Here is a 25011-nt window from a genome sequence, read left to right on the forward strand (position 1 = left end):
GTGTAAATTTGACTTTACAGGACATAAAATCGATGACGCTGGAAGAACTGCGTGCGGACTTTATTGCGCAGGGGCAAAAGCCCTTCCATGCGCTGCAGGTGTACCGTTGGCTTCACCGGGGGTACGTTCCTTTGCGGAGATGTCGGATCCGAATCGAAAGCTTTCCGCCAAACGCTTTCCGAGCGGTATTACATAGCTGTGGCGGAAATCGAACAGCGGCTGGTTTCCAAGTTGGACGGCACGGCCAAGTACCTGCTGCGTTTGCCGGACGGCGAACATGTGGAATGCGTGCTGATGGAGTACCACCACGGCTATTCCATCTGTATTTCCAGCCAAGTGGGCTGCAAAATGAATTGTTCTTTTTGTGCCACGGGCAAGAGCGGGTTTTCACGGAATCTAACCGCCTCCGAAATGTTGGCGCAAATCCAGACGGTCCAACAGGACCAAGGCATTCGCATTTCGAATGTGGTGTTGATGGGGATGGGGGAGCCGCTTGACAATTACCAAAATGTGCTCCGTTTTTTGGAATTGGTTTCCTCGGACGAGGGGATGAATATTGGAATGCGGCATATTTCTCTTTCCACCTGTGGGATTGTGGACAAAATTTACGACTTGGCAGAGAGGAAGCTCCAACTGACGCTGTCGGTTTCGTTGCATGCGCCGAACGATGCAATTCGCTCTCAAACTATGCCGGTCAATCACCGGTGGGGAGTAGACGAGCTTTTTGACCGCATGCCGCGCATATGCACAGGCAACCGGCCGAAGGATCTCCTTTGAGTACGCGATGATCAGCGGCGTTAACGATACTGCCGCTTGCGCGAAAGAATTGGCGATGCGGCTGCATGGGATGCTTTGCCATGTCAATTTGATCCCTGTGAACGAGGTCAAGGGGAATTCCTATCGGAAGAGTACCAATGAACAAATTCAGAAGTTTATCCGGATTCTCTCGGAAAAGGGAATCACTGCAACCGTGCGCCGGACGCTCGGTTCGGACATCAATGCTTCCTGCGGGCAGCTGCGGCGCAGGTATCAAGAGGAGGTGGCCAATGTTGCAGATTTACATGAAAACTGATATTGGCCTTGTGCGCCATTCCAACCAGGATGCGGTAAAGGCAGGCGTGCTCTCCGGAAATACCGCGTGGGCGGTTGTATGCGATGGAATGGGCGGCGCAAACGGTGGAAACATCGCCAGTGCGTTGGCGGTTGACTTGATCTCGGAGCAGATTCTCAGCTCTGGAAGCGAGCACATCACGGACCAATCCATCAAGAACTTGATGATTTCTGCAATCTACAACGCCAATGTGGCGATCTATGACCGCGCGGTTGCGGATGAATCTCTAACGGGGATGGGGACGACGGTGGTGGCGGCGATTGTTTCCGGTGGGGTCGCACATATTGCCCATGCAGGGGACAGCCGCGCCTATCTACTTACGCGGGATGGACTGCGGCAGATCACGACAGACCATTCGATGGTGCAGGAACTGGTAAACAGCGGGGACCTGACCTCACAGCAGGCCAGGCGCCATCCGCAAAAGAATATCATCACCCGCGCGCTGGGCGTGGAATCCGGCATCGAGATCGACTACTGCGAATGTAAATTTTCCGGCGATGACCTGTTGCTTCTCTGCACGGATGGTCTAACCAACTATGTGGAAGAAGAACAGATTGAGCGGCTCGCCCGGGAACTGGAAGTCCGGCTTTTGCCGGACCGGCTGATCGCTTTGGCAAAAAGCGGTGGCGGCGGGGACAATGTCACAGTCGCTGTTATCAGACACTAACGGTATTGGAGTTGATGTTTCATGGATAAGTATACAGGAAAACGGCTTGACGGGCGCTATGAGATTCACGAGCTGATCGGCGTGGGAGGCATGGCGTATGTGTACCGCGCTTACGACATTATCGATGACCGAACGGTAGCGATCAAAATACTCAAGGATGAATTTCTGGGGAATCAGGACTTTATCCGCCGCTTTAAGAACGAGTCCAAGGCCATTGCGGTCCTTTCCCATCCCAATATTGTGAAGGTATACGATGTTAGTTTTGGCGACCGCATCCAGTACATTGTGGAAGAATACATCGACGGTATCACCTTGAAGGAATATCTGGACCAGCAACGCGAACTCAAATGGAAAGAGGCTGTTCATTTTACCCTGCAAATTCTGCGTGCGCTGCACCATGCCCATAGCAAAGGTATTGTTCACCGGGATATTAAGCCGCAAAATATCATGCTGTTGCAGGATGGCACGATTAAGGTGACGGATTTCGGCATTGCCCGTTTCTCCCGCAGTGAAACGCGCACAATGACCGATAAGGCGATCGGTTCTGTACACTATATTGCTCCGGAGCAGGCGCGCGGCGAGGTAGCCGACGAGCGTGCAGACATTTATTCTGTGGGCGTAATGTTGTACGAGATGCTGACCGGTGCGCTGCCTTTTGAAGCGGACAATGCGGTTTCTGTTGCCATTATGCAGTTGCAGGCAGATCCCAAGCCGCCGCGCGACATCAACCCTGCCATTCCTGAGGGATTGGAAGAGATCACGATGCGGGCCATGCAAAAGAACCCAGACCAGCGGTATCAATCCGCGGCGGAAATGCTGGAAGATATTGAGGCGTTTCAACGCAATCCCAGCATCAGTTTCCAGTATAAATATTTTATCGATGAAAAGCCAACCAAATACGTAAATGCAATCAGTGCTGTGCGAAACGGCCGTGCCCCGTCTTATAACGATGGATACGACTACGACGATTACGAAGAGGAGCCTCCGCGCCGCCGTCAGAATGGCGGAGGAGGAAACAACAAAAAAACCATGATGGTGGTTCTGGGAATTTTGGCGGCCTTTTTGATCGTTGCATTGAGCATCGGAATTGCGGCCATTTTCCGCAGTTGCAATGCACAACCGGATGATACCATCGATATGCCGAACTTGGTTGGACAATTGTACACCGATGTCCAAAACAACGAGGAATACGAATTTAAATTCTCCGTGGAGACAAAAGAGGATTCCACGAAGGAGACGGGCATGATCCTGGATCAGAAACCAACCGCTGGTATGCCGGTTAAGAAGGACGGCGAGGTGTTGTTGGTGGTTAACAGCGGCGCACAGGCGATAACGGTGCCCGATGTGACCAATTATCTCCAAGCGGATGCAGAGCAGACGCTGAAAAATGCAGGCTTTGAGACCACCGTGATCGAGATTCCCGATGATGAGATTGCCGCTGGTTATGTCACCAGCACAGAGCCCAAGGGGAATGCAACCGCACCGCAGGGCAGTACGATCAAGATCTTGGTCAGCACTGGACCGGAAAACGAGCAGATCCCAGTGCCGAACGTCATTGACAAGAATATTGAAGCAGCAAAATCCGAGCTTGTGGCTGCAGGGCTCCAGGTAGGCGATGTCACGCTTCAGGATGATAGCGACAAGCCGGAAAACACCGTCATAGAGACAAATCCGTTGCCGGGCGTGCCGGTAGATAAGGACAGCAAGGTTAATATTGTGGTCAGCTCTGGAAAACAGTCCGAAAAGACCCTGGAAGCCAATATCCATCTGCCGCTGAACGTCTCACACGATATTCAACTCAAGGCATACTTGGATGGCACGGTCATGGAGGACGGTGTTCGGACTGTGAATCCGGCGTATAACAACCTTTGCACCATCAAAGTCACGGGGACCTCAGGCCAGAAGACACTGGTCATTGAGTTGGACGGCAGCAAGTACGCGGTGTTCATTATGGACTTTGACACTGGGAAGCCGAGCCAGGTGGAAAGTTATCCGTATGTCGACCCAGGGACGACTTCGGAACCTTCCGGGACCGACACAGAGGAAACTTGGGGAGATATTCCGACGGATCTTCCCATTACCCCGACGGAATGAGCATATGAAAGAGATACGAAACGGACGAATTATCAAGGGGATTGGCGGTTTCTACTACGTAGAGACAGAAGAACAGTTATATTCCTGTAAAGCGAGGGGCGTGTTCCGCAAAAAGGGGATCACGCCCCTTGCGGGTGATCTGGTGGAGATTCGCCTCGGAGAGGATGGGACTGGATATGTGGAGGAAATCCTCCCTCGTAAGAACTTTTTGACCCGCCCGCCGGTGGCAAACATCGATCAATTGATTGTGGTTACGTCAGTATGTGACCCATCCCCAAACACCTTGTTGATTGACGAAGCAATTGCAGCGGCCGAGGATAAGGAGATCGAGCCGGTAGTGGTGGTATCCAAGACAGATTTGGAAAGCGGCGAATGGTTGCGGGATATTTATGAAAAGGCCGGCATCCCCTTTTTTGCCGTGTCTTCGGTGACAGACGAAGGGATAGAGGCGGTCAAGTCGCTTCTGAAAGGGAAGGTTACCGCGTTTACCGGAAATTCCGGTGTGGGGAAGTCTTCCCTGTTGAACCGCATTGATCCGCGTCTGGCACTGGAAACGGGAGAGATCAGCCAGAAGCTCGGCCGGGGAAGGCATACCACCCGAAAGGTGGAGTTGTTAAAGCTGGGAGACGATACCTATGTGGCGGATACTCCGGGGTTTTCTTCGATCTCCCTGGAGCAGTGCGACTTAGTTCGAAAAGAAAACCTACAGTTCTGTTTCCGGGAATTTGAGCCGTACCGGAATCAGTGTAAATTTCCCTCCTGCTCGCACACATGCGAAAAGGGCTGTGCCGTGTTACAAGCAGTGCAGGAAGGGGAAATTCATTTATCCCGCCATACCAGTTACGTCGCCATGTACAACGAAGTAAAGGACCTGAAAGAATGGGAAATGAAATAAAGCGTTGTATCCTGTTGGGATCTGCTCCGGTAGAGGATGGCGCTGTTTTCGATGCTTTTGACGCGAAGAATGCGTATCGGATCTGCGCGGATGGCGGTCTGGATACCGCACGAAAATACGGCATCTTACCGGACTTGCTAATTGGGGACTTTGACTCGGTACGGGGGAGTTGCCGGAAGGCATCGAAACGATCCGCTTGAAGCCGGAAAAGGACGACACGGATCTGCTGGCCGCTGCTCGAGAAGGCCTTCGCCGCGGGTGTCGGGAATTTATTTTGCTTGGAGCACTGGGGGGAGCGGTTTGAGCACTCCTATGCCAATCTTTGTGTGCTGCAATTTTTGGCGCGCGAAGGATGCCGTGCGGTCATGGCAGAAAAGGGCACGCGGGTGTTTCTTCTGCAAGCGGGAGAGACGCAACCGCTTCTTCAAATGTGCGGTGCAATGTTTTCTGCATTCCCATTTGGTTGCCCAAGCTGTACAGTGAGTTATACAGGGATGCAATATCCCTTAAAGGAGTATCCGCTTCGTTCGGATTTTCCGCTCGGCGTGAGCAACCGCATTGTGACCGAAACAGCATCGGTGACGGTTCACACGGGCGAAATGCTCGGTGTATTGTACCAACCGCGTGCTGACTTGTAGCTGGTCTGAAATATCTGATCGCTGTGTCCCTAAACCGTGGAAATGGAAACCCGGTTTAGGGACGTTTTGTTTTATTTCTACCGTGGTTGGGTTGTATTTTTCCCGGAACCAAAACGCCCCTTCCCGTATATACTGGTACTACAGCGGGAATCCAAAAGGTTTCTGTTGGAACACATAGGGGAAACGAGGCGATGGAACATGCGTTGCAGAGGAAACTGCTGTAAAGGTGAATTCTGCTGTCGGGTGGGGCAATATGCCGTCACATTTGGCCTGGGCCTTGTTTGCTCTTGCTTCTGCCCGGTCGGTTTAATCATGTTTGTGGTGGCGGTCATACTGGTCGTACTGGGAATCGCGCTCCTACGGAGCGGAACATAACTGGGAGGTTTTCGTTATGAAAGTCGTCGTTGTAAAGGGTTCGAAATTCTGGGGCTTTGTCCTGCGCAAGATGTTCCATATCAAAAAAAGAAGCGTGACAGGCAATTTTGAGCAACTTATCAGAAAAAGCCAGCGGGGGATTCCCGCTGGCTTTTTTGCTGAAAAGGGATTGCTTGTTGGCAACCTTAGAAGACATGCAGAGGTTTTTCTCCTGTTTCTTTCAGCACAAGCATAAAATGGACAGGAACCTCATACCTATGGGATAGAAACAGGAAAAGGAGAGAGCCTGAATGGATTATATGCTTAACCGCGAGGCGCTGGCCGCCGGCGAGGTGCTCTATGACGGGTGCCAGGAACAGCCGGTGGACCTGGACATTAGCCTGCCGGATTACTGCCCGGACATACAGCGTATCCTGAAATGCCAAGTCTATCCCCGTATTACGGGACGGAACATCATGGGGGATCGCTTGGAACTGGAAGGAACGTACAGTGTCAAAGTCTTTTACCTGGACGCGGGCGGAACGGCGTTGCGCTGCTGTGAGAACAGCAGCTCCTTCTTTGCCGCAATTACATTGAAGCAACCGGCCGATGGTGCACATGTGTCTGCGTTTACTCGAGTGGAGTACATCAACTGCCGGGCTACTAGCCCGAGGCGCCTGGACATTCATGGGGCGTTTTCGGTGTGCGCAAAGGTTGTGGGGCGCACGGACAGTGAAGTTGTGTGCGGTATTGAGGGGGAGGAGATCGAGCAAAAACGGCAGGTTATGCCATACAGCCGCTTGGCTGGATTCTGTGGCCAGCAGTTTCCGTTAGAGGAAGTTTTGGAGCTGCCGGCGTCGAAACCGGGGGCGGACAATATCTTACGGACCACCGCCTTTGCCAGCCTTCAGGATAGCAAGACGGTGGCGGGTAAACTGATGGTGAAGGGCGAGGTCACGCTGAAAATCTTGTACACTTCCGTCCTTGATGAGACCATGCTGGAAACAATGGAATATGCGATTCCATTCAGCCAGATGCTGGACGGAAGTGATTTTACAGACGACTGCCTGTGCGAAGTAAGGCTTCAGATTGCGGGCCTGACCATTCAGGTGAAGAACGATTACTCCGGTGATAAGACCTTTTTTGATGTACAGATGAACCTCTATGCGGAGGCGGTAGCTTTCCAACCGGCTGAGATCACGGTGGTAACGGACGCATATTCGAAAGCCTATGAATTGGAGATCGGTTATCAGCAAAAGACCTTGGAACAGGTTGTCGAATTGTTGAACGACTCGGCCATTCAGAAGAGCAGTATTGCACTGGAAGGCGCTGGAATTTCCAAGGTATTTGACGTTTGGAACGAACTTTCCGCGGTAACCGCTGCAGAGCAGGATGGCCAGATCGTTTACAAAGGAAAATTCAATGTGTGCATCCTGGCGGCCAATAAGGAGAATCGTCCGTTTTACACCGAGCGTATGATCGACTTTGAATACGCCCATCCGTGGGGGCGGAGAAACCCAAAGGAGTCAAATGTACGTCATGGCTCTATGTGGCGGGGATCAGTTACCGCATCACCGGAGATGGCATCGAAATCAAGGCCGAACTGCGCCTAGAGGCCCAGGTCATCACACAGAGCAGTCTGAAGATTATTTCGGAGATTCGCGCGGACGAAGACCGGCCGCGCGCTAGGGATACCTCTGCCGCGCTCAGCATCTATTACGCAGACCCGGGCGAGAGCCTGTGGGACATCGCGCGGGCGTACTGCACCTCTGTGGACGCCATCCGGCAGGAAAACAATCTCGCCGGGGAGTTCGTGGAGAGCAGGGGGATGCTGTTGATCCCCATGTGACCGCCGGATTCCGCAACGGAGTAAACCCACAAATTCTCTGCCTGAGGGGGAGGTAAAATGGAAGAACGCAATATTTACCATGACATTTCGGAGCGCACCAATGGCGATATTTATATTGGGGTTGTCGGTCCGGTCAGAACCGGTAAATCCACCTTTATCAAGCGCTTCATGGACACCATTGTCATACCGAACATAGATGGGAACTACCGCCGGGACCGTGCCATCGATGAGATGCCGCAGTCTGCTGCGGGGCGCACCATCATGACCACCGAGCCGAAATTCGTGCCGGAACAGGCGGTCACAGTCAACATTGAGGGGAACGCCAGTTTTGCTGTCCGCATGATCGACTGCGTGGGATACATTGTGCCGAGCGCGCTGGGGTATGTGGAGGACGACATGCCCCGGATGGTGATGACGCCGTGGTATGATGAACCTATTCCGTTCAATATGGCGGCGGAGATTGGCACCAAGAAGGTCATCACGGAGCATTCCACCATCGGACTGGTGGTGACGACCGATGGCAGCATCAGTGACATTCCCCGTGCGGAATACGAGGAAGCGGAAGAGCGGGTGATCTCTGAACTCAAGGAGATCAACAAACCGTTCATTGTATTGTTGAACAGCACCTATCCGAGCTCGGAGGAGACACTTTCGCTTGCCCGTTCTATGCAGAAGAAATATGAGGTGCCAGTTCTGCCGGTCAACTGCCTGGAATTGGAGGAGGAGGAGATCCGCACCATCCTCTCAAAGATTCTCTTTGAGTTCCCTGTGAAGGAAATCAAGGTGGATATGCCGCATTGGGTTTCCTCACTGGAAAAGGATCACTGGCTGCGCACTTCGCTTTATACGACCATTCAGCAGGCGGCGGGAAAGATCACGCGAATCCGCGAGATCGAGAATGTAGTGAAAGAGGTAACCTCCTGCGAATATGTGTCTTTTGCAAAGACCTCCACGGTGGATCTCGGCACGGGCCACGCGCGTATCACGGTGGGGTTGCAGGCCAATTTGTTCTATAAAGTGTTGGGAGAAAAGACCGGCCTGTCCATTGAGGATGAAGGGGCTCTTCTCGACTGCATGATGCGCTTTGCAGAAATGCAGAAAAAATATGATAAGATCAAGGATGCCTATGAGGAAGTGCAGAGTACTGGGTATGGGATCGTGATGCCCGGCATCGAAGAACTTTCTTTGGAGGAACCGGAGATTATCAAGCAGGGAGGTAAGTATGGTATCCGCTTGAAAGCTGCTGCACCATCCATTCATATGATGAAGACGCGTATCACCACGGAAGTGACGCCGATAGTCGGTTCGGAGCAGCAGTCGCAAGAATTGGTGATGTATCTACTCAAAGAGTTCCAGGAAAACCCGGGAAAGATCTGGGAGTCAAACATCTTTGGCAAGAGCCTGCACGAGCTGGTCAACGAAGGCTTGCACAACAAGCTCTATCGGATGCCTGGAGATGCGCGTGACAAGGTACGGGAGACCATTGAGCGGATCATCAACGAAGGTTGCAATGGGCTGATTTGCATTATTCTTTAAATATGTGGCGTGGCCTGCAACGGGGGCCGCCGCAGAAAAGGTGGAGGGCACGGGCACTTCGCGTTCTGCGGCGGCTATGCGCTTTTCCAGTGGGAAAAGGTGGTCTTGCAGGAAAAACATGGATAGGCTGCATAAAATTTTTATTTCTGGGACTGTTTTTTCTGCGTTCTGTTTCGCGCTTTACTGCAAAAAATCTTGAAAAATGGAGATACATTCGATATAATGGTGCATGTACCTGTAGATTTATTGCTTTGTATAGGAAGTAGGGAAGTAACATGTTTTCGATTGTAGAAAAGCGCAGGCTGAACGACTCCATGACCCTAATGTCTGTGGAGGCGCCCTTTATCGCGAAAAAGGCGCAGGCGGGTCAGTTTATCATTTTGCGTGTAAACGAATATGGGGAACGAATCCCTCTGACGATTGCGGATTATGACCGCGAAAAGGGAACCGTTACCATCATTTATCAGAAGGTGGGCAAGACCACTTTGCTGTTGGATACGCTCGAAGTGGGCGATGCGATTCTTGACTTTATTGGACCTTTGGGGAAAGCCTCCGAGCTGGAAGGCCACAAGAAGGTGGCGGTTGTCGGCGGAGGTGCAGGCTGTGCAATTGCCTATCCGCAGGCAAAAGCGTTGCACAACATGGAGCCCAGGTGGATGTCATTGCAGGCTTCCGCAACAAGGACATCATCATTTTAGAGGATGAGATGCGCGCCGTGTGTGACCAGCTCTATCTGATGACGGATGATGGCTCCAATGGGCACAAGGGATTTGTGACCGCTGCATTGGAAGATAATATCAAGAATGGCGCGAATTATGACTTCGTAGTTGCCATTGGGCCTCTGCCGATGATGCGCGCTGTATGCAATCTGACTAAGGAATATAACATTGAAACGATGATTAGCATGAACCCGATCATGATCGACGGTACAGGAATGTGCGGCGGTTGCCGTTTGACCGTAGGTGGAAAGACTAAATTTGCATGTGTGGATGGCCCGGACTTCAATGGCCACGAGGTTGATTTTGATGAGGCAATGAAGCGTCTGCGCACCTATCGGGAACAGGAGCAGGAAGCCACGCGCGAGTTCAATTGCCGTTTGATGGAGGGTGCAAAAAATGCCTAATATGACACCAAAAAAGACGCCGATGCCAGAACAGGCGCCGGATGTCCGGAATAAGAATTTCGAAGAAGTTGCGTTGGGATATACCGACGAGATGGCTATAGAAGAGGCACAGCGCTGCCTTAATTGTAAGCACAAGCCCTGTGTAAACGGGTGCCCTGTAGGCGTGCCGATTCCAGATTTCATCGCTCATGTGGCTAAAGGGGAACTGGAGGAAGCATATCAAACCATAAAGACGATGAATTCCCTCCCAGCTATCTGTGGACGTGTTTGCCCGCAGGAGAATCAGTGCGAGCACAACTGTGTGCGCGGCATCAAGGGCGAGCCGGTTGGCATCGGCCGTTTGGAGCGCTATGTCGCAGACTGGCATATGCGCCACAGCAAGGAACAGGTGAAGAAGGTCCCCTCGAATGGGCACAAGGTTGCGGTGGTGGGCGCTGGCCCGGCTGGACTGACCTGTGCAGGTGATTTGAACGCAAAAGGTTATGAAGTGACGGTTTTTGAAGCGCTGCACACAGCTGGCGGCGTCTTAATGTATGGAATTCCACAGTTCCGTCTGCCCAAAGAAATTGTTCAGAAGGAGATTTCTGGCTTGGAAGAGCGCGGTGTGGAAATCAAAACCGATATGGTGATGGGAAAAGTTCTCTCCGTGGACGAGCTCTTTGAAATGGGGTATGAGGCGGTATTCATCGGTACCGGAGCAGGGCTGCCGAGCTTCATGAATATTCCGGGTGAAAGCCTCGTTGGTACATACTCTGCCAACGAATTTCTTACCCGTGTAAATCTGATGAAGGCGTATAAACCGGAATATGACACGCCGATCATCCGGCCGAAGGATGTGGCGGTTGTGGGTGGCGGAAACGTGGCGATGGATGCCGCGCGTACCGCAAAACGTCTGGGCGCGGAAAATGTATATATTGTATATCGCCGCGCAGAAGAACAGATGCCGGCGAGAAAAGAAGAAATTCATCACGCGAAGGAAGAAGGGATTCTTTTCCGTCTGCTTTGCAATCCGGTGGCGATCGATGGCGATGACGACGGGAAAGTGCGGGCCATCGAATGTATAGAGATGGAGCTAGGTGAGCCGGATGCGTCTGGGCGCCGGAAGCCGGTGCCGAAGGAAGGCTCCAACTTTGAGCTGCCGGTCGACTGTGTTATCATGGCTATCGGCAATAGCCCGAATCCATTGATCCGTTCGACAACTGAGGGATTGGAGGCCAACCAGAAGGGATGTATCATTGTGGATGATGCAACCAAGGCGACGACACGTGAGGGCGTCTATGCGGCTGGTGACGCGGTCAGCGGTGCCGCAACGGTCATCTTGGCTATGGGCGGAGGCAAAGAAGCTGCAGCCTCGATTGATACGTATATTCAGAATAAAGCAAAGAAATAATTCTGTTTCTTACAGGAGCAGAATGGGTCAGAACGCCGGTTCGGAAATTTTTCCGAACCGGCGTTCTGCATGATATGAGCCAAAAGAACTGATTTATTGCTCGGAACGGATTGGCAGTGCCCAATAGTTCTGCCGCTTAGGAGGTGATCTCCCTTGATATTGGATATGATCCAGGAGTGGTTCAAGGAACTGCTCATTGACGGTATCATTTCAAACCTGACCGGGATGTTTGATACCCTGAACACAAAGGTGGACGAGATCGCCGGGGAGGTCAGCATGACGCCCGCCGCCTGGAACAGCAGCATCTTCAACATGATCCGCAATCTCTCGGAGACGGTGATCGTCCCCATTACGGGCATCATTCTCACCTTCGTCATGTGCTACGAGCTGATCCAGCTCATCATCGAGAAGAACAACCTCCACGACTTCGACACCTGGATTTTCTTCAAGTGGATTTTCAAGACCTTTTGCGTCGTGCTGATCGTCACGAACACCTGGAACATCGTCATGGCGGCGTTCGATATGGCGCAGAATGTGGTCAGCCAGTCAGCGGGAGGCATCATCTCGGACGCGGGTATCGACATTTCCGACGTGGTTGGCGATCTGGAGATCCAGCTTGCCGACTGGAGCGTGGGCGCCCTGCTGGGGCTGTGGTTCCAGAGCGTGTTTGTGGGGCTGTGTACGCAGATTCTTTCCATCTGCATCTTCCTAGTGATCTACGGCAGAATGATTGAGGTGTATTTGGTCATATCAATAGGACCCATCCCCTTTGCCACGATGGTCAACTGGGAATGGGGCTCCACGGGGCAGAACTATCTTCGCTCTTTGCTGGCCCTGGGCTTCCAAGCCTTCCTCATTATGATCTGTGTGGGCATCTACGCGGTGCTGGTGGAGGGCATCTCCACATCCGGCGACAACATATCCGCGGCCATCTGGGGCTGCATGGGCTATACGGTCCTGCTGTGCTACACCCTATTCAAGACTGGCAGCCTTGCAAAATCCCTGTTCGGTGCCCATTAAATCAGCAAAGCCACCTCTTACGAGATGGCTCAGCTGGTTAGAAGTATTCAGTTTTAGGGACGGCCAGACTTGTTTTTCGTGGGGTCATTCATCACATAAGTCTGACCAGGTTTCTTGGTCGGAGGCATCGGTTCACCCTTCACAACGGTAACTTCATGGTCGATCTTACCGCCGCGGGGACCCACAACGCCGTACTGACCGGAAGCAGGCGCCTTTTGACCGGGTTTCAGTCCCATAGACATTCTCCTTTCTTGCGAATATATCACTTGCTAAGTTTAAGTGCTAAATCAGTGTAATACCAAATTTTGAAATTGTCAATAGGATAAACCACAATATATTGTGATTGGAGGCACAAAATTGGCTTATGTAACGATCCCGAAGGACCTGAGCCGGATACAGAGCAAGGTCCTGTTCAGGCTGACCAAACGACAAGTGATTTGTTTCGGAGCGGCGGCGCTGTGCATGATCCTGGTGATGCTGCCCTTTTTCCTGTTCGCCATGTACGAGAAGAACGGGCAACCGCTGGAAGTGTTCCTGGGTCATCTGATCCAGAACAAATTCATCCGGCCGAAGGTACGCATCTACCAGACCAACAATCTCTATTCCGCCCTGGTGCGACAATCTGAGCTAGAACAGGAGGTGAAGCGGATTGCGAGAAAAGGCAGATAAACCGGCAAAGCGTAAGCTTACCCGTGCCGAGCGCAAGCAGATCGAGGCGGTGATCCGGCAGGCAAAGGGCGACGGAAAAGCCCATACGGTGCAGGACAGCATCCCGTTTCAGAATATGTTTCCCGACGGCCTGTGCAGGCTGGAGGGCGGGACCTTCTCCAAGACCATTGCCTTCGAGGATGTGAATTACCGCCTGGCAGGGCCGGAGGATCAGCGGAGCATCTTTGAAAGCCTTTGCGATTTCGATAACGGCTATGACCCCTCCATCGGCGTCCGGGTCACTTTGGACAGCCGCAGCGGAGGCAGCGCCGCCGATGAAATGTTCGGTATCACCCGGCAGGGCAACGACCTGGACCCCATCCGGGACGAGGCGGTGGACATCTTGCGGATGCAGTACAAGCGGGGCAACAACGGCTATGTGAAAACCAAGTATGTGACCCTGACCATCGAGGCGGAGAACCTTCCCGCGGCGAGGGCCCGGTTTGCCCGCATTGAGACCGATACCCTCAACCGCTTCAAGGTCATGGGGGCGGCGGCTCATGTGCTGGACGGAAAGGAACGGCTGGAGCTGCTTTACAACATCCTCCACCCGGAAGGCGGGCAGTTCGCCTTTGAATGGGACTGGCTCCCGGCCAGCGGCCTTTCAGTGAAGGACTTCATCTCTCCGACCTCCTTCCACTTCGGGGAGACCCGCACCTTCCGCATTGGCAGGCGGTACGGGGCGGTGTCCTTCCTGCAGATTCTGGCGCCGGAGATGCACGACCGCATCCTCACCGACTTCATGGAGGCGGATGGGAATATCATGGTGACCATGCACATCCGGGGCATCAACCAGAACGAGGCCATCAAAATGGTCAAGCGGAAGATCACCGACCTGGACGCCATGAAGATACAGGAGCAGAAACGGGCGGTGCGCAGCGGCTACGATATGGATATTCTTCCTCCGACCTCTCCACCTACGGCGACGCGGCGAAGGATTTCTCACCGACCTGCAATCCCGCAACGAGAGAATGTTCAACATGACCTTCCTGGTGCTGCACACGGCGGAGACCCGGCAAAAGCTGGAGATTGCCGTGTCCCAGGCGGCCAGCGTCGCCCAGACCTACAACTGCCTTCTGACCCGGTTGGATTTCCAGCAGGAGGACGGGCTTATGAGCAGCCTTCCCCTGGGGCTCAACCGTATCAAGATCGAACGGAGCCTGACCACTTCGGCCCTGGCGGTGTTCGTCCCCTTTGTCACCCAGGAGGTATTCATGGGCAGCGACGCCATGTACTACGGCCTCAACGCCCTCTCCAACAACATGATCCTGCTGGATCGCAAGCAATCCCGTTGTCCCAACGGCCTTGTGTTCGGCACCCCCGGCAGCGGCAAATCCATGAGCTGCAAGCGGGAGATCACTTTTATCATGCTGATGACCCAGGACAATGTCATCATCTGCGACCCAGAGGACGAGTATTCGCCCCTGGTGAAGCGGCTGGGCGGTCAGGTGATTCGGCTGTCCCCGTCCAGCACCGACTATGCGAACCCCCTGGACATCAACCTCAACTACTCCGAGGAAGAAAACCCGCTGGCGCTGAAAAGCGACTTCGTGCTGTCCTTTTGCGAGCTCATCATGGGCAGCAAGACGGGGCTGGAGGCCATCGAGAAAACGGTCATCGACCGGGCGGTGCAGATGATCTATCAGCCCTACTTTGCCAACCCCCGGCCGGAGAATATGCCGATTTTGGGCGACCTGATGAACGCCCTGCTGTCCCAGCACATCCCGGAGGCTGACCGGGTGGCCCAGGCATTGGACCTCTATGTGAACGGTTCGCTGAACTTCTTCAACCACCGTACCACCGCGGACATCTCTAACCGCCTTGTCTGCTTTGACATCAAGGGCCTGGGCAAGAACCTGAAAAGCCTGGTATGCTCATTGTCCAGGACGCGGTGTGGAACACCGTCACCATCAACCGGGCCATTGGCAGATCTACTTGGTATTTCGTGGACGAGTTCCACCTTCTGCTGAAGGAGGAACAGACCGCGGCGTACAGCGCCGAGATTTGGAAACGCTTCCGCAAGTGGGGCGGTATCCCTACCGGGGCGATCCAGAACCCCAAAGACCTGCTTTCCTCCCCGGAGATTGAAAATATCCTGGAGAACAGCGATTTCATCTATATGCTCAACCAGGCGGCAGGCGACCGGAAGATACTGGCGGAGCGGCTAAACATTTCGTCGGAACAGCTTGCCTATGTGACCAACTCCGAGCCGGGCCACGGACTGCTGTTCTTCAATAACGTCATTCTGCCCTTTGCGGATGACTTCCCGAAGGATACCGAACTCTACAAACTGCTCACCACCAAGCCCAGCAAGGTGGAACATGACAAATCGGAAGGGAGATGATATACTTAAACTAGAGGTGAATGTAGTGGGTAAAAAGGATAAGTGCCAGAACTCCAAATTATCAATAATAAGAAGAAAAATAAGTGCAAGATGGCCGATATTTGTATGCCTTGGCATTTCATTTGCAATTGGTGTAGTATTGCTTCGTTTGGGTTTACAGTATGATAATGATAATTGCTTAAATTTAGGGATTTCTTTTTTGAGTGGCACAATAGTTGGAATATTTTGTAATATTTCTATAACCCAATACTATAGGGTGAAAGATAAAACTATTCAGGCAAACAACGAGCAACTGCTTGCTAAAAAAAGTGCCTATTTAGAACAAGTCGACTCATTAACTGCCTTTGTATCAATGTATGAAGATGTTATAGCAAGTCTCAATGCTTTTATATGTTCAAACCCTAATTTAACAGATGGCGAACGGGCTGATGGATACTACGATGTGTGTAAGTCTTTATGGTATTTACCAGATGCCATGCATCCAGATGAATCCATATTATCCCAAGAGCAAATTAAACTTATGGAAGAAGCTCGGTTTCACCTTATTACTATACGGAATCATATAGAAAAGAAAGAATATTCTCAGATTAAACTGACTGATGAGGCACTTTTTGCTACAAAGCTCTTTGGTGTATGTTTAACGATCAACGGTAGTATTAAGGTAAGGGTACGCGAACTTGAGGCGAAATTAAAATAATGACAAACCCGCCAATTGGGGCGGGTTTTCTTATGCCCAAAATTCAAGAAGGAGCATGAAATGGAACAGGAAAAGCTGTATGTCATCGAGGAAAAACCTACGAGGCGCACATTGACGAGGAAGTGTATCTCTACGGGCTACTCCACCAGCTGGCCTTCCTTGCCGGGAAGATCAAGGACCGCCGGGACATGGAGAACCTGATCGATACCGCCCGGCGGTACGGCGAAATTACCGACCAGATGTTTGACCGCTGGAGCATCCCCGACCACTACCTGGTGTTCGGAGACAAGGCCGACCTTGCCCGGCTGAAGGCCCTGGAGCTGTGCGAGCTGGACGCCTTCTATGTGGAACATGAGGACGAGTAGATAATAATATTTCTGCTTATGCCCTTTTATTAAGTACGAGGAGATGATATTATAAACAATAATGTTTGTATGAACGGTGGGATATTATGCCATGCATTAACTTTTGCGAAATACCCGAAGCTCATATTGCATCGGGTAATCAAGACTCATTTGAACTATTTGCTAGGGATTTCCTTACTGAAATCTTGAGTTTTGAAATTTTATCTGAACCAAGCCGTGGAGCAGACGGTGGCAAAGATATTCTTGCTGAGGAACGACAGCTTGGTACTCTCAGCGAAAATCGTACAATATGGCTGGTCAGTTGCAAGCATAAGGCTCATTCAGGGAAATCTGTTACGCCTGATGATGAAACTAATATATCGGATCGGTTAGGACAGTTTAAAGCTAATGGTTTTATCGGGTTTTATTCCACACTAGCAAGTAGTGGATTAAATGCTCGCCTTGATTCTTACAATGATCGATATAAAATTCAAATCTTTGATAAGGAAAAAATAGAGGCGTTTATACTAAATCATAAACGCTATGAACTATTTAGACGATATTTCCCGGTTTCGTATAAGGCTTGGCTTGAAACCGAAATACGCCCTCAAAAATACTGGCAATATATCAACCTCTTAATTGTGCTGTATGTGGACAAGATATACTGGATTCCAAGCACTCAGATCATGGTATCATCGGTTTTGTGATGGATCCCCATGCGCATAAGTGCGTTCACTGTTATGCTGCGTGTCGCGGAAATTGTGACTACAAAATGGAGGCCTTTTACGCTTCGCGTGGTACTTATACAGGATGGAATGATGTAAATGATTTGATGATACCAACGATCTATTTGCAGAAAAATATGGCAATAATTAACCAGCTACATAGCAATAATCTCGAGTTTGACGATCAAGGACTTGAGGAATACAAACAAATCTTGATTGCAATATCTCAGTATGTATTTAGACATCAATCTGAGGAGGAATTAGAAAGAGTAAGGCAACTGTCTATGCTACCCGAAGGCATATAAGAAAACCCGCTTCAAAATGAAGCGGGTTTTCTTATGCTCAAAATCAGGAGGTGAGATACAAAATCAATACCACATTGACCCACGTCAGCCTCTTTTCCGGCAGCGGCGGCGCCCTGGTGCTGATCCTGCTGCTGGCGGCCCTGGGCGGCGGAGCTTTCGCCTACATCAAGTTCATCAAGCCCAAACAGGGCGCAAAGGTCAGCGCCAACCCGGACGATTATGAGTTTGAGGACGAGGAATACGAAAACGAAAATGTTTCTGAAATTAGCAGAGAGGGGGACAAGAATAACAGCGAGAGCATGAAACCCGCCGTCCGTTTCGGACGGCGGGTTAGGTCTGTCTACTCGTTATTGAGGTATGTGGTGCGAATGTGTGACAAGGCAGCTATATCCAATGAGTATTCCAGAGAAATCAGTGTTTGTCGATTTTTGGATGCCGCTTTTGAAATATAATCGACTAGCAACTTTTCGCTGTTATTAAGAGCATCGCTGTCATCTTTTTCCCAGTTCAATTTATCTATACGCGCAATTACCTTTGCAAAATGTATAGGACAATGTAGGGTGTTGACGACTTGGTTTATAAGTTTTTGTTTCCATTCTGGTGTGTTTTTCAAAACAGTTTCAACATTGATGCTCTCTTCGAATTTTGCTTTGCATTTTCGAAGTTGTTCAAAGTCATGAGTTGTCATCTTTTTGAAAAATTCCACAGGGATGCACAATACTTGCGAAAAAGTCTTTATCCGTTTGGCCGGAGTACCAACACTCCGTGCACGATACATTACACCAAAAGTGACATTGAGCAAAACAGCTAAATCAACAAGACTCAAGCCATATATTTTCCGTATTGCATCAAATATATTGACTTCGATAGCCTCTCCAGCTGCATCAGCTTCAAATAGTTTTTCAAATGTTGAGTAGTCTATTCTAGAATCTCGATATGGCTCTCTAATATACCAGGGAGCATTTTTTGTTATCTCTGCAAAATAGTCAAACCCTACGCTCCAATCATCACAAGAGAGGGTATCATCTGAGATGGCTTCTCCATATTTGTATGTATTACCGTGTCCTGCACATATTCCAGAAAAATTAAATTCACATGTTTTGCACTGTTTGAGAACTTCCAAAACAAGCCCCCTTTCTATAATTTATATTATACCAAAAAATTCTCTGTAAAACAACACAGAGGAGGAGAAACTATGTTGCTTATAATCTGCGAAAAACTGAATGTAGCAAAGAGTATCGCGTCGGCCCTGGATGTCACATCCAGGGCCGACGGCTATTTTGAAGGAAATGGGTATCTCATTTCCTGGTGCATCGGGCATTTGGTGGGGCTGGCAGACGCGGCCGCCTACGATGACCGATATAAAAGTGGTGGTATGAGGACCTTCCCATTCTGCCCAACCCCTTCCGCTATGTGGTGTCCGAGGAAAAGGCCACCCAATTCCACATTTTCCGATCCCCGATGGAACGCCCCGATGTGACGGAGCTGGTCAACGCCTGCGACGCGGGGCGCTAGGGCGAGCTGATCTTCCGGCTCGTCTATGAAGCCGCCGGATGTTCCAAGTCTTTCTCCCGCCTCTGGATTTCTTCGATGGAGGATGCGGCGATCCGGGAGGGCTTTGCCGACCTGCGCCCCGGCGGGGACTATGACCCGCTGTATCAGTCGGCGCTCTGCCGCCAAAAGGCAGACTGGCTCATCGGCATCAATGCGAGCCGCTTGTTTTCCGTCCTCTACCACCGCACCCTGGCGATGCTGGCCGACCAGGACAGTAAGATCGTCCTGGTCCGCAAGGAGAAATACCATCATGTGCGCTTGGCGCTGGAGGGGGCTGAGGCGGTCAGCGACCGCATTGTTTCCCCGGAGAACGCCCAGGCCATCCGGGACGCCTGCTCGGAGTTTTTCCCCGATGTTGCGGCGCGGGTGAACGATAAGGAGGTATCCGACCACCATGCGATCTTGCCGACGCTGGAACTGGAGAAAGCGGATGTGCCGGGGCTGCCTGTGGGCGAGCGTAATATCCTTCTGTTGGTCTGCTGTAAGCTGCTGTGTGCGGCGGAACCCTTTGTGTACGAGACGGTCACGGCCGCCTTTGACTGCGGCGGACATACCTTCACAGCAAAGGGAAAGCAGGTGCTTTCCCAGGGCTGGCCATCCCGGAGATATTCCGTTCCTCCCTGAAGGAGAAACCGGAGGATGAAGATACCGAGAGTGTCCTCCCGGCCTTGACGGATGGGCAGGTTTTTGAACCGGTCTCCGCCTCCATCACCGAACACTTCACTTCGCTCCCAAAACCCTACACGGATGTAATACACTTTGAGAGTAGGCAGTGGAAATATTCAAAATGCAAAGGAGCAGGATAGCAATGAAAATCAAGGATAAGAGATTTAAAATCACAGCTTTATATGAGCGACTTTCAAAGGATGATGAAGTGCAGGGAGAGTCAAACAGTATCGTCAATCAGAAGCGTATGCTGACACAGTATGCGGAACAGCATGGATATGAGAATATCGAGCATTACACAGATGATGGATGGACTGGCACTAATTTTGACAGACCCGACTGGAAGAGAATGCTTGCGGATATTGAAGCTGGCAAGGTAGGAACTGTCATTGTAAAGGACATGAGCCGTATCGGTAGAGATTATTTGCAAGTAGGATTTTACACAGAAGTCATGTTTCGGGAAAAGGGAGTACATTTTATAGCAATCTCCAATGGTGTTGACAGCGAACGTAGAGAGAGTGCAGAATTTGCTCCATTCTTGAACATTATGAACGAGTGGTATGTGCGTGATACCAGTCGAAAGATAACAGCGGTATTAAAGACGAGAGGAATGAGTGGCAAGGCACACACAAACAATCGTTGTTGCTATGGTTATAAAAAGAGTGCTGACAATCCCGATAAGTGGGAGATTGACGAAGAAGCAGCCGAAGTTGTCCGCAGAATATTTAATATGTGTCTGAATGGAAAAGGACCTTACCAGATTGCAAGGGAACTGGCAGAGGACAAGGTGGAAAGACCTGAGTATTATTTGGGTATGCGTGGCAGGGGAGCTAATGTAAAATCTTTCGACATGGAACATCCCTATGCGTGGAGAGGCGGTACAGTTAAGACCATTTTGACGAGAATGGAATACATCGGGTGTACTGTCAATTTCAGAACAAAAAAGGAGTCATACAAGGATAAGCGACCTACTAAAGTGGACTCATCCGAGTGGGTAATCTTTGAAAATACCCAAGAGCCAATTATTGATAAACATACATGGGAAACAGTGCAGAAATTGTTAGATACACCGAGAAGAATAGGAGTATTTGAGGAAAGCAATCCTCTTACCGGCAAGGTGTTTTGTGCTGATTGTGGAGCAAAAATGTATAATCACAGACACTCAAAAGGGGTATGGAAGAAAAACTATTTTAAGGCAGGGGAAATGGTATATCATGCTCCCGAGGACAGATACTCTTGTTCTAATAATGCGTTGGGAAAACAGATGTATGAGAAAGTGTGTTCCAGCCATAGCATTTCTACAAAGGCATTGAAAACGCTTGTGTTGGAAACCATAAAAAGAACTTGTGATTATGCAGTGGAGAATGAAGCAGAGTTTAGGGAAAAGGTATGTAGTATTTCCGAAGAACAGCAGGGAGAGTTATCAGTCAGACTGGAGAAAAGGCTTGCCAAAAAGCAGAAACGAGTGAGTGAAATCAATCGTCTGATAAGGAAGCTGTATGAGGACAATATCAGCGGTAAATTGAACGATAAACGCTTCAATGCAATGCTTAGTGATTACGAGTTGGAGCTTGAAGCATTAGAAGCGGATATTGACAGAGATAATGCTGAATTAGAGGGCATGAGTGCAAAGAAAACGGATGTGGATGTGTTCATGGAGCTTGTAAAAAAGCATACGACATTCGAGGAACTGACACCAGCCATATTGAACGAATTTGTTGATAAAATTATGGTTTATAAGGCAGTTGGAAGTGGTGCAAACAGAACGCAGGATGTAGATATTTATTTGAATTATATCGGCAGATTTGTAGTTCCCGAAGTGGTTGTGGAGCTGACGGAAGAAGAGAAGCTGGCAGAAGCTAAAAGGCAGGAAAAACTGGAGAAAAAGCGAGCAAGCAACCGCAAATATATGGCACGAAAAAGAGAAGAAGCGAGGAAAGCGTGGGCAGAAATAGAAGCGGAGAAAGCAAAGGCAGTAGGGCAATAATTATCGTGAATTTGCGATTGTGAAAATGGCAGACGAGGAAATTATCAAGTGAATAATAAGGAATGGTTTTGCTACGATATTTAACGAGCAAAATCAGAATAAAAAGGCATTCAAAACGGACAGTGAATATGTTTGTTGCGGATGTCTTTTTTGATGGTCTCGGCAGTGCAACCTTCCCTTCCCCTTCCTTCTCTTCCTCTTCCTAGAGAAAAAGAGAAAAAGAAAAGCAGAAAAGAAAGAACCAAAGAAAAGAATAAAATAAAAAGATAAAAAAGAGATATACCATCTCTATCTTATCCTATCCTATCCGCCTGCCTACGGCAGGCTTTATTATTTGCCCGTCAAAAGTACGAGTCTAGAGTCGCCCAAAATACGAGTCAGAGAGAAAGGAGTGGTTTAATGGGCAGTTTATCCAAGTATGAGCAGGAAACGGTCATCAATTTTAATGCAGGGGAGCAGACAGCAGTTGTTTATACCCGAGATAAGGCAGTTATGAGAAAACTTGACGCATTAGTTATCGCATTCCCAGAGGTTTATAAGCTGGTAGGCGAAACAGATATTGATAAGACCTATTCCATGCCTAAATCATGCGTTAGTTATCGTAAGCCGAGAAAACTGGATGATAAATACAGAGAACAAAAAAGAAGGCAAATGGCACAGTATAATATGCAAAGGTAAATCGTTGAAAAAATGTATGTTCAATGATATAATTCTCTCTACTGAAGGTATGTGTAAAGGAGACTAAAATGGTTAACTTGGACGCTGAGATATATGAGCACTTAAATAAACAGATAAAAATAAATGAACTCCGTTATTTATCGTCCGGCGATGATAGTGATACTTTTTTGTGTAATGAACAATATGTTGTGAAAGTTCCTAAACGAGATTCTGTTAGAATTTCTCAGAAACGAGAGTTTGAATTGTATCGTTTTTTAGAAAACTGTAAGCTATCTTATCAAATCCCTGCGGTAGTGTATCAAAGTGACCGATTTAATATTATGAAATATATTAAAGGGGAACGTATTACTTATGAGCAGTATCATAAGTTGAGTGAAAAGGAAAAGGATGCCCTTGCATATGATGAAGCGACGTTTTTGAAAGAGTTACATTCCATAGAGATTGATTGTTCTGTCAGTTTGTTTTCAGATGCTCTGGTGAATAAGAAAGATAAGTTTTTGCAAGATAAAAAATTACTTATAAGTATTCTGGAAAAGGAGCAGCTGTTAACTGATGAGATGTTGGAACATATCGAAACAATATATGAAAACATATTAAACAATGCTGTTTTATTTAAATATACCCCTTGTTTGGTACATAATGATTTCAGTGCAAATAACATGATTTTTAGAAATAATAGACTGTTTGGAGTTATTGATTTTGGCGATTTTAATGTAGGTGACCCGGATAATGATTTTTTGTGCTTGCTGGATTGTAGTACAGATGATTTCGGGAAAGAATTTGGCAGGAAGGTATTAAAATACTATCAGCATAAGGCGCCGGAAGTAGCAGAAAGAAAAGCAGAGCTTAATGATGTATATTGGTCGATAGACCAAATTATTTATGGTTATGAAAGAAAAGATAGGGAAATGTTGATTAAGGGTGTTTCTGAATTGCTACAAACACAAGCAGAGATGTTTATATTTTAGCAGGAAAAGATGATGTGAAATTATATTATGGAAGAGGTGAATTATGTTGGAAAAAAAGCGAGTTTCCTTTCGCCCGATGAATGAGGATGATTTAGTTCTAATGCTAAAATGGCTGACAGATGACCGTGTTCTTGAATTCTACGACGGTAGAGATAAAAAACATACACAGAAAACGATTCGTGAGCATTATACAGAGCAATGGGCGGATGAGATTTATCGAGTCATCATTGAATATGATACAATTCCTATCGGTTACGCACAAATATATAGAATTCAGGGGGAACTTTTCGACGAATATAATTACCATGAGACGGAAGAAAAGATTTATGCGATGGACCAATTTATCGGTGAGCCGGAATATTGGAATATGGGAATCGGTGCAGAATATTGCAGAGTAGTATGCCAATATCTACGAACGGAAATGGATGCCGATGCGGTGATTCTTGACCCACGAAAAAATAATCTACGAGCAGTACGAGCATATCAGAAGGCAGGATTTAAAATTATTAAGGAACTTCCCGAACATGAGCTACACGAGGGGAAAAAGGAAGATTGTGTGCTGATGGAATGGAGAGTGTAATGCTAAAAGATTCCCGCTTATGTAGGGTTAAATTTTCAGTTCCATAAAGCAGTTTATTTAAATATCGAACACCCAAAGGTGGCATGGAAATTAAAACCATGACCACCTTTTTTATTATACAAAATCAAGGAAAAGGAGATTGAAAATATGTTACAGAACAATGAAAAATCAGCAGAGGTTTTAAAAGCAGAGAAGATTGTGGAGCAGGCTAAGGCAAGACTGGCAGAAGCCAAGAGAAAGGCAAGTCAGCAGAAGCGAAAAGAGGAAAATCAGCACAAGTACATGATGGGTGGCATTGTTCACAAATATTTCCCAGAGTGTTATCAGTTTGATGAGCAGGAGCTGAACAGAATTATTGCTTCGGGGATGAAGTCGGAGCAGTGCCAGCGCATTATTGAAATCGTGAAAAAGGAAAGTGCTGACAAGCGTGAGAATGCAGTTGTAAAAGCTGAAAGTGAGGTGGCAGGGGATGAAGGTACTGGCAAAAGTGAAAATGCCTAAGACCAGTCAACGAGATTTTCTCGTTGCGCACAGATATACCATCTGCGATGGTATGTGCGCTCTCCGAGGGGTCTTGCAGACAGCTGTTGCCTGCCGAAGGCAGTCAAAAGGGAACACTGCGTTTTCCCTTCGGTGCAGAGGGCGCACCTACCCATTTGCATACTTTGCGTTCAGTGAAGCTCCAAAGAGCGGAGCTGCACTGCCCACAAAGTCAACCGATACCGCACAATCCACAGTATCGGTCTGCCACAGCCTATGCAGGAGAGTGAGGTGTGGC

At 49.1% G+C, this 25011-nt stretch carries 25 protein-coding genes and 4 pseudogenes; 27 read left to right on the forward strand and 2 right to left on the reverse strand.

What is annotated here, in order from left to right; genetic code table 11:
* Positions 1-32 precede the first annotated feature (32 nt).
* The 13 genes and pseudogenes from rlmN (at position 33) to ACGCCZ_RS10040 (ending at position 12677) form a co-directional block, all read left to right on the forward strand.
* Positions 33-1072 (forward strand): annotated as a pseudogene (gene rlmN / locus ACGCCZ_RS09980) (23S rRNA (adenine(2503)-C(2))-methyltransferase RlmN).
* Positions 1047-1778 carry a Stp1/IreP family PP2C-type Ser/Thr phosphatase gene (locus ACGCCZ_RS09985; RefSeq protein ID WP_242967276.1) on the forward strand — a complete coding sequence of 244 codons (732 nt, stop codon included), beginning with the start codon at positions 1047-1049 and terminating at the stop codon, positions 1776-1778. Before rlmN ends, ACGCCZ_RS09985 begins: the two are co-directional and overlap by 26 nt.
* Positions 1779-1799: 21 nt before the next feature.
* On the forward strand, positions 1800-3872 hold the full coding sequence (gene pknB, locus ACGCCZ_RS09990) for a Stk1 family PASTA domain-containing Ser/Thr kinase (protein WP_085532859.1): 2073 nt from the start codon (positions 1800-1802) through the stop codon (positions 3870-3872).
* Between the two features lie 4 nt (positions 3873-3876).
* Positions 3877-4767, forward strand: coding sequence for a ribosome small subunit-dependent GTPase A (rsgA, locus tag ACGCCZ_RS09995; RefSeq protein ID WP_054323382.1), 891 nt, complete (start codon positions 3877-3879; stop codon positions 4765-4767).
* Positions 4752-4967 carry a hypothetical protein gene (locus tag ACGCCZ_RS10000; RefSeq protein WP_411655935.1) on the forward strand — a complete coding sequence of 72 codons (216 nt, stop codon included), beginning with the start codon at positions 4752-4754 and terminating at the stop codon, positions 4965-4967. Before rsgA ends, ACGCCZ_RS10000 begins: the two co-directional genes overlap by 16 nt.
* 78 nt (positions 4968-5045) lie before the next feature.
* Positions 5046-5405 (forward strand): hypothetical protein, encoded by a 360-nt coding sequence (locus tag ACGCCZ_RS10005; RefSeq protein WP_411655936.1) that lies wholly within the window; start codon positions 5046-5048, stop codon positions 5403-5405.
* A 391-nt stretch (positions 5406-5796) separates the two neighbouring features.
* Complete coding sequence (locus ACGCCZ_RS10010; protein WP_411655937.1) at positions 5797-6015, forward strand: hypothetical protein; 219 nt, start codon at positions 5797-5799, stop codon at positions 6013-6015.
* A 55-nt stretch (positions 6016-6070) separates the two neighbouring features.
* Positions 6071-7372 carry a DUF3794 domain-containing protein gene (locus tag ACGCCZ_RS10015; protein ID WP_411655938.1) on the forward strand — a complete coding sequence of 434 codons (1302 nt, stop codon included), beginning with the start codon at positions 6071-6073 and terminating at the stop codon, positions 7370-7372.
* The gene (locus ACGCCZ_RS10020) at positions 7309-7608 is read left to right on the forward strand and encodes a LysM peptidoglycan-binding domain-containing protein (protein ID WP_411655939.1); all 300 of its coding nucleotides are present in this window, start codon (positions 7309-7311) and stop codon (positions 7606-7608) included. The genes ACGCCZ_RS10015 and ACGCCZ_RS10020 overlap by 64 nt, the downstream gene beginning before the upstream one ends.
* 57 nt (positions 7609-7665) lie before the next feature.
* Positions 7666-9144 carry a stage IV sporulation protein A gene (gene spoIVA / locus ACGCCZ_RS10025; RefSeq protein WP_054323378.1) on the forward strand — a complete coding sequence of 493 codons (1479 nt, stop codon included), beginning with the start codon at positions 7666-7668 and terminating at the stop codon, positions 9142-9144.
* A gap of 275 nt (positions 9145-9419) precedes the next feature.
* A pseudogene (locus tag ACGCCZ_RS10030) lies at positions 9420-10267 on the forward strand (sulfide/dihydroorotate dehydrogenase-like FAD/NAD-binding protein).
* Complete coding sequence (gltA, locus tag ACGCCZ_RS10035; RefSeq protein WP_411655940.1) at positions 10260-11657, forward strand: NADPH-dependent glutamate synthase; 1398 nt, start codon at positions 10260-10262, stop codon at positions 11655-11657. Before ACGCCZ_RS10030 ends, gltA begins: the two are co-directional and overlap by 8 nt.
* Positions 11658-11810: 153 nt before the next feature.
* Positions 11811-12677: a VirB6/TrbL-like conjugal transfer protein, CD1112 family gene (locus ACGCCZ_RS10040; RefSeq protein ID WP_411655941.1), complete on the forward strand. Its 867-nt coding sequence runs from the start codon at positions 11811-11813 to the stop codon at positions 12675-12677.
* Positions 12678-12730: 53 nt separating this feature from the next.
* Here ACGCCZ_RS10040 and ACGCCZ_RS10045 read toward each other — a convergent pair whose 3' ends face one another.
* A complete protein-coding gene (locus ACGCCZ_RS10045; RefSeq protein ID WP_411655942.1) occupies positions 12731-12913 on the reverse strand; it encodes a YjzC family protein in 183 nt (60 codons plus the stop codon).
* Between the two features lie 121 nt (positions 12914-13034).
* On the opposite strand from ACGCCZ_RS10045, the gene ACGCCZ_RS10050 reads away from it, so the two are divergent.
* From ACGCCZ_RS10050 to ACGCCZ_RS10080, 7 genes and pseudogenes are all read left to right on the forward strand, one after another.
* Positions 13035-13346: a PrgI family protein gene (locus ACGCCZ_RS10050; protein ID WP_054323375.1), complete on the forward strand. Its 312-nt coding sequence runs from the start codon at positions 13035-13037 to the stop codon at positions 13344-13346.
* Positions 13327-15729 (forward strand): annotated as a pseudogene (locus ACGCCZ_RS10055) (VirB4-like conjugal transfer ATPase, CD1110 family). The gene ACGCCZ_RS10050 and the pseudogene ACGCCZ_RS10055 overlap by 20 nt, the downstream one beginning before the upstream one ends.
* 25 nt (positions 15730-15754) lie before the next feature.
* Complete coding sequence (locus ACGCCZ_RS10060; protein ID WP_411655943.1) at positions 15755-16426, forward strand: hypothetical protein; 672 nt, start codon at positions 15755-15757, stop codon at positions 16424-16426.
* A 122-nt stretch (positions 16427-16548) separates the two neighbouring features.
* Positions 16549-16791, forward strand: coding sequence for a hypothetical protein (locus ACGCCZ_RS10065; RefSeq protein WP_054323372.1), 243 nt, complete (start codon positions 16549-16551; stop codon positions 16789-16791).
* An 86-nt stretch (positions 16792-16877) separates the two neighbouring features.
* On the forward strand, positions 16878-17477 hold the full coding sequence (locus tag ACGCCZ_RS10070) for a hypothetical protein (protein WP_152918303.1): 600 nt from the start codon (positions 16878-16880) through the stop codon (positions 17475-17477).
* 65 nt (positions 17478-17542) lie between these two features.
* Positions 17543-17800 (forward strand): hypothetical protein, encoded by a 258-nt coding sequence (locus ACGCCZ_RS10075; protein ID WP_054323370.1) that lies wholly within the window; start codon positions 17543-17545, stop codon positions 17798-17800.
* A 50-nt stretch (positions 17801-17850) separates the two neighbouring features.
* Positions 17851-18252, forward strand: coding sequence for a hypothetical protein (locus ACGCCZ_RS10080; protein ID WP_411655944.1), 402 nt, complete (start codon positions 17851-17853; stop codon positions 18250-18252).
* Here the strand turns inward: ACGCCZ_RS10080 and ACGCCZ_RS10085 are convergent.
* Positions 18141-18923: a hypothetical protein gene (locus ACGCCZ_RS10085; protein WP_054323369.1), complete on the reverse strand. Its 783-nt coding sequence runs from the start codon at positions 18921-18923 to the stop codon at positions 18141-18143. The two genes, ACGCCZ_RS10080 and ACGCCZ_RS10085, sit on opposite strands and share 112 nt — an antisense overlap.
* A 72-nt stretch (positions 18924-18995) precedes the next feature.
* Between ACGCCZ_RS10085 and ACGCCZ_RS10090 the strand changes: the two are divergent.
* From ACGCCZ_RS10090 to ACGCCZ_RS10120, 7 genes and pseudogenes are all read left to right on the forward strand, one after another.
* Positions 18996-19978: pseudogene (locus tag ACGCCZ_RS10090) on the forward strand (DNA topoisomerase).
* A gap of 184 nt (positions 19979-20162) precedes the next feature.
* Positions 20163-22007, forward strand: a complete 1845-nt coding sequence (locus ACGCCZ_RS10095) for a recombinase family protein (protein ID WP_016439436.1) — start codon at positions 20163-20165, stop codon at positions 22005-22007.
* A 399-nt stretch (positions 22008-22406) separates the two neighbouring features.
* Complete coding sequence (locus tag ACGCCZ_RS10100) at positions 22407-22685, forward strand: hypothetical protein (protein ID WP_010708504.1); 279 nt, start codon at positions 22407-22409, stop codon at positions 22683-22685.
* Positions 22686-22753: 68 nt separating this feature from the next.
* Positions 22754-23653 carry an aminoglycoside O-phosphotransferase APH(2'')-IIa gene (gene aph(2'')-IIa / locus ACGCCZ_RS10105; protein ID WP_016439437.1) on the forward strand — a complete coding sequence of 300 codons (900 nt, stop codon included), beginning with the start codon at positions 22754-22756 and terminating at the stop codon, positions 23651-23653.
* A gap of 43 nt (positions 23654-23696) precedes the next feature.
* Positions 23697-24233 carry an aminoglycoside N-acetyltransferase AAC(6')-Im gene (gene aac(6')-Im / locus ACGCCZ_RS10110; RefSeq protein ID WP_010708502.1) on the forward strand — a complete coding sequence of 179 codons (537 nt, stop codon included), beginning with the start codon at positions 23697-23699 and terminating at the stop codon, positions 24231-24233.
* Positions 24234-24380: 147 nt separating this feature from the next.
* Positions 24381-24734, forward strand: a complete 354-nt coding sequence (locus ACGCCZ_RS10115) for a hypothetical protein (protein WP_010708501.1) — start codon at positions 24381-24383, stop codon at positions 24732-24734.
* Positions 24735-24757: 23 nt separating this feature from the next.
* The gene (locus tag ACGCCZ_RS10120) at positions 24758-25003 is read left to right on the forward strand and encodes a hypothetical protein (protein WP_257268776.1); all 246 of its coding nucleotides are present in this window, start codon (positions 24758-24760) and stop codon (positions 25001-25003) included.
* Positions 25004-25011 lie beyond the last annotated feature (8 nt).

Origin of the sequence: Anaeromassilibacillus sp. SJQ-1, from assembly GCF_046693725.1 — a bacterium.
GTDB lineage: Bacteria > Bacillota > Clostridia > Oscillospirales > Acutalibacteraceae > Anaeromassilibacillus.

Excerpts from the sequence above, each read along its gene's own strand:
- spoIVA (WP_054323378.1), top strand. The coding sequence starts at position 7,666 with ATGGAAGAACGCAATATTTACCATGACATTTCGGAGCGCACCAATGGC.
- ACGCCZ_RS10100 (WP_010708504.1), top strand. The coding sequence starts at position 22,407 with ATGGGCAGTTTATCCAAGTATGAGCAGGAAACGGTCATCAATTTTAAT.
- ACGCCZ_RS10000 (WP_411655935.1), top strand. The coding sequence starts at position 4,752 with ATGGGAAATGAAATAAAGCGTTGTATCCTGTTGGGATCTGCTCCGGTA.
- gltA (WP_411655940.1), top strand. The coding sequence starts at position 10,260 with ATGCCTAATATGACACCAAAAAAGACGCCGATGCCAGAACAGGCGCCG.
- ACGCCZ_RS10015 (WP_411655938.1), top strand. The coding sequence starts at position 6,071 with ATGGATTATATGCTTAACCGCGAGGCGCTGGCCGCCGGCGAGGTGCTC.
- ACGCCZ_RS10095 (WP_016439436.1), top strand. The coding sequence starts at position 20,163 with ATGAAAATCAAGGATAAGAGATTTAAAATCACAGCTTTATATGAGCGA.
- rsgA (WP_054323382.1), top strand. The coding sequence starts at position 3,877 with ATGAAAGAGATACGAAACGGACGAATTATCAAGGGGATTGGCGGTTTC.
- pknB (WP_085532859.1), top strand. The coding sequence starts at position 1,800 with ATGGATAAGTATACAGGAAAACGGCTTGACGGGCGCTATGAGATTCAC.
- ACGCCZ_RS09985 (WP_242967276.1), top strand. The coding sequence starts at position 1,047 with ATGTTGCAGATTTACATGAAAACTGATATTGGCCTTGTGCGCCATTCC.
- ACGCCZ_RS10075 (WP_054323370.1), top strand. The coding sequence starts at position 17,543 with ATGGAGGCCTTTTACGCTTCGCGTGGTACTTATACAGGATGGAATGAT.
- ACGCCZ_RS10070 (WP_152918303.1), top strand. The coding sequence starts at position 16,878 with ATGCCATGCATTAACTTTTGCGAAATACCCGAAGCTCATATTGCATCG.
- ACGCCZ_RS10045 (WP_411655942.1), bottom strand. The coding sequence starts at position 12,913 with ATGGGACTGAAACCCGGTCAAAAGGCGCCTGCTTCCGGTCAGTACGGC.
- ACGCCZ_RS10010 (WP_411655937.1), top strand. The coding sequence starts at position 5,797 with ATGAAAGTCGTCGTTGTAAAGGGTTCGAAATTCTGGGGCTTTGTCCTG.
- ACGCCZ_RS10115 (WP_010708501.1), top strand. The coding sequence starts at position 24,381 with ATGTTACAGAACAATGAAAAATCAGCAGAGGTTTTAAAAGCAGAGAAG.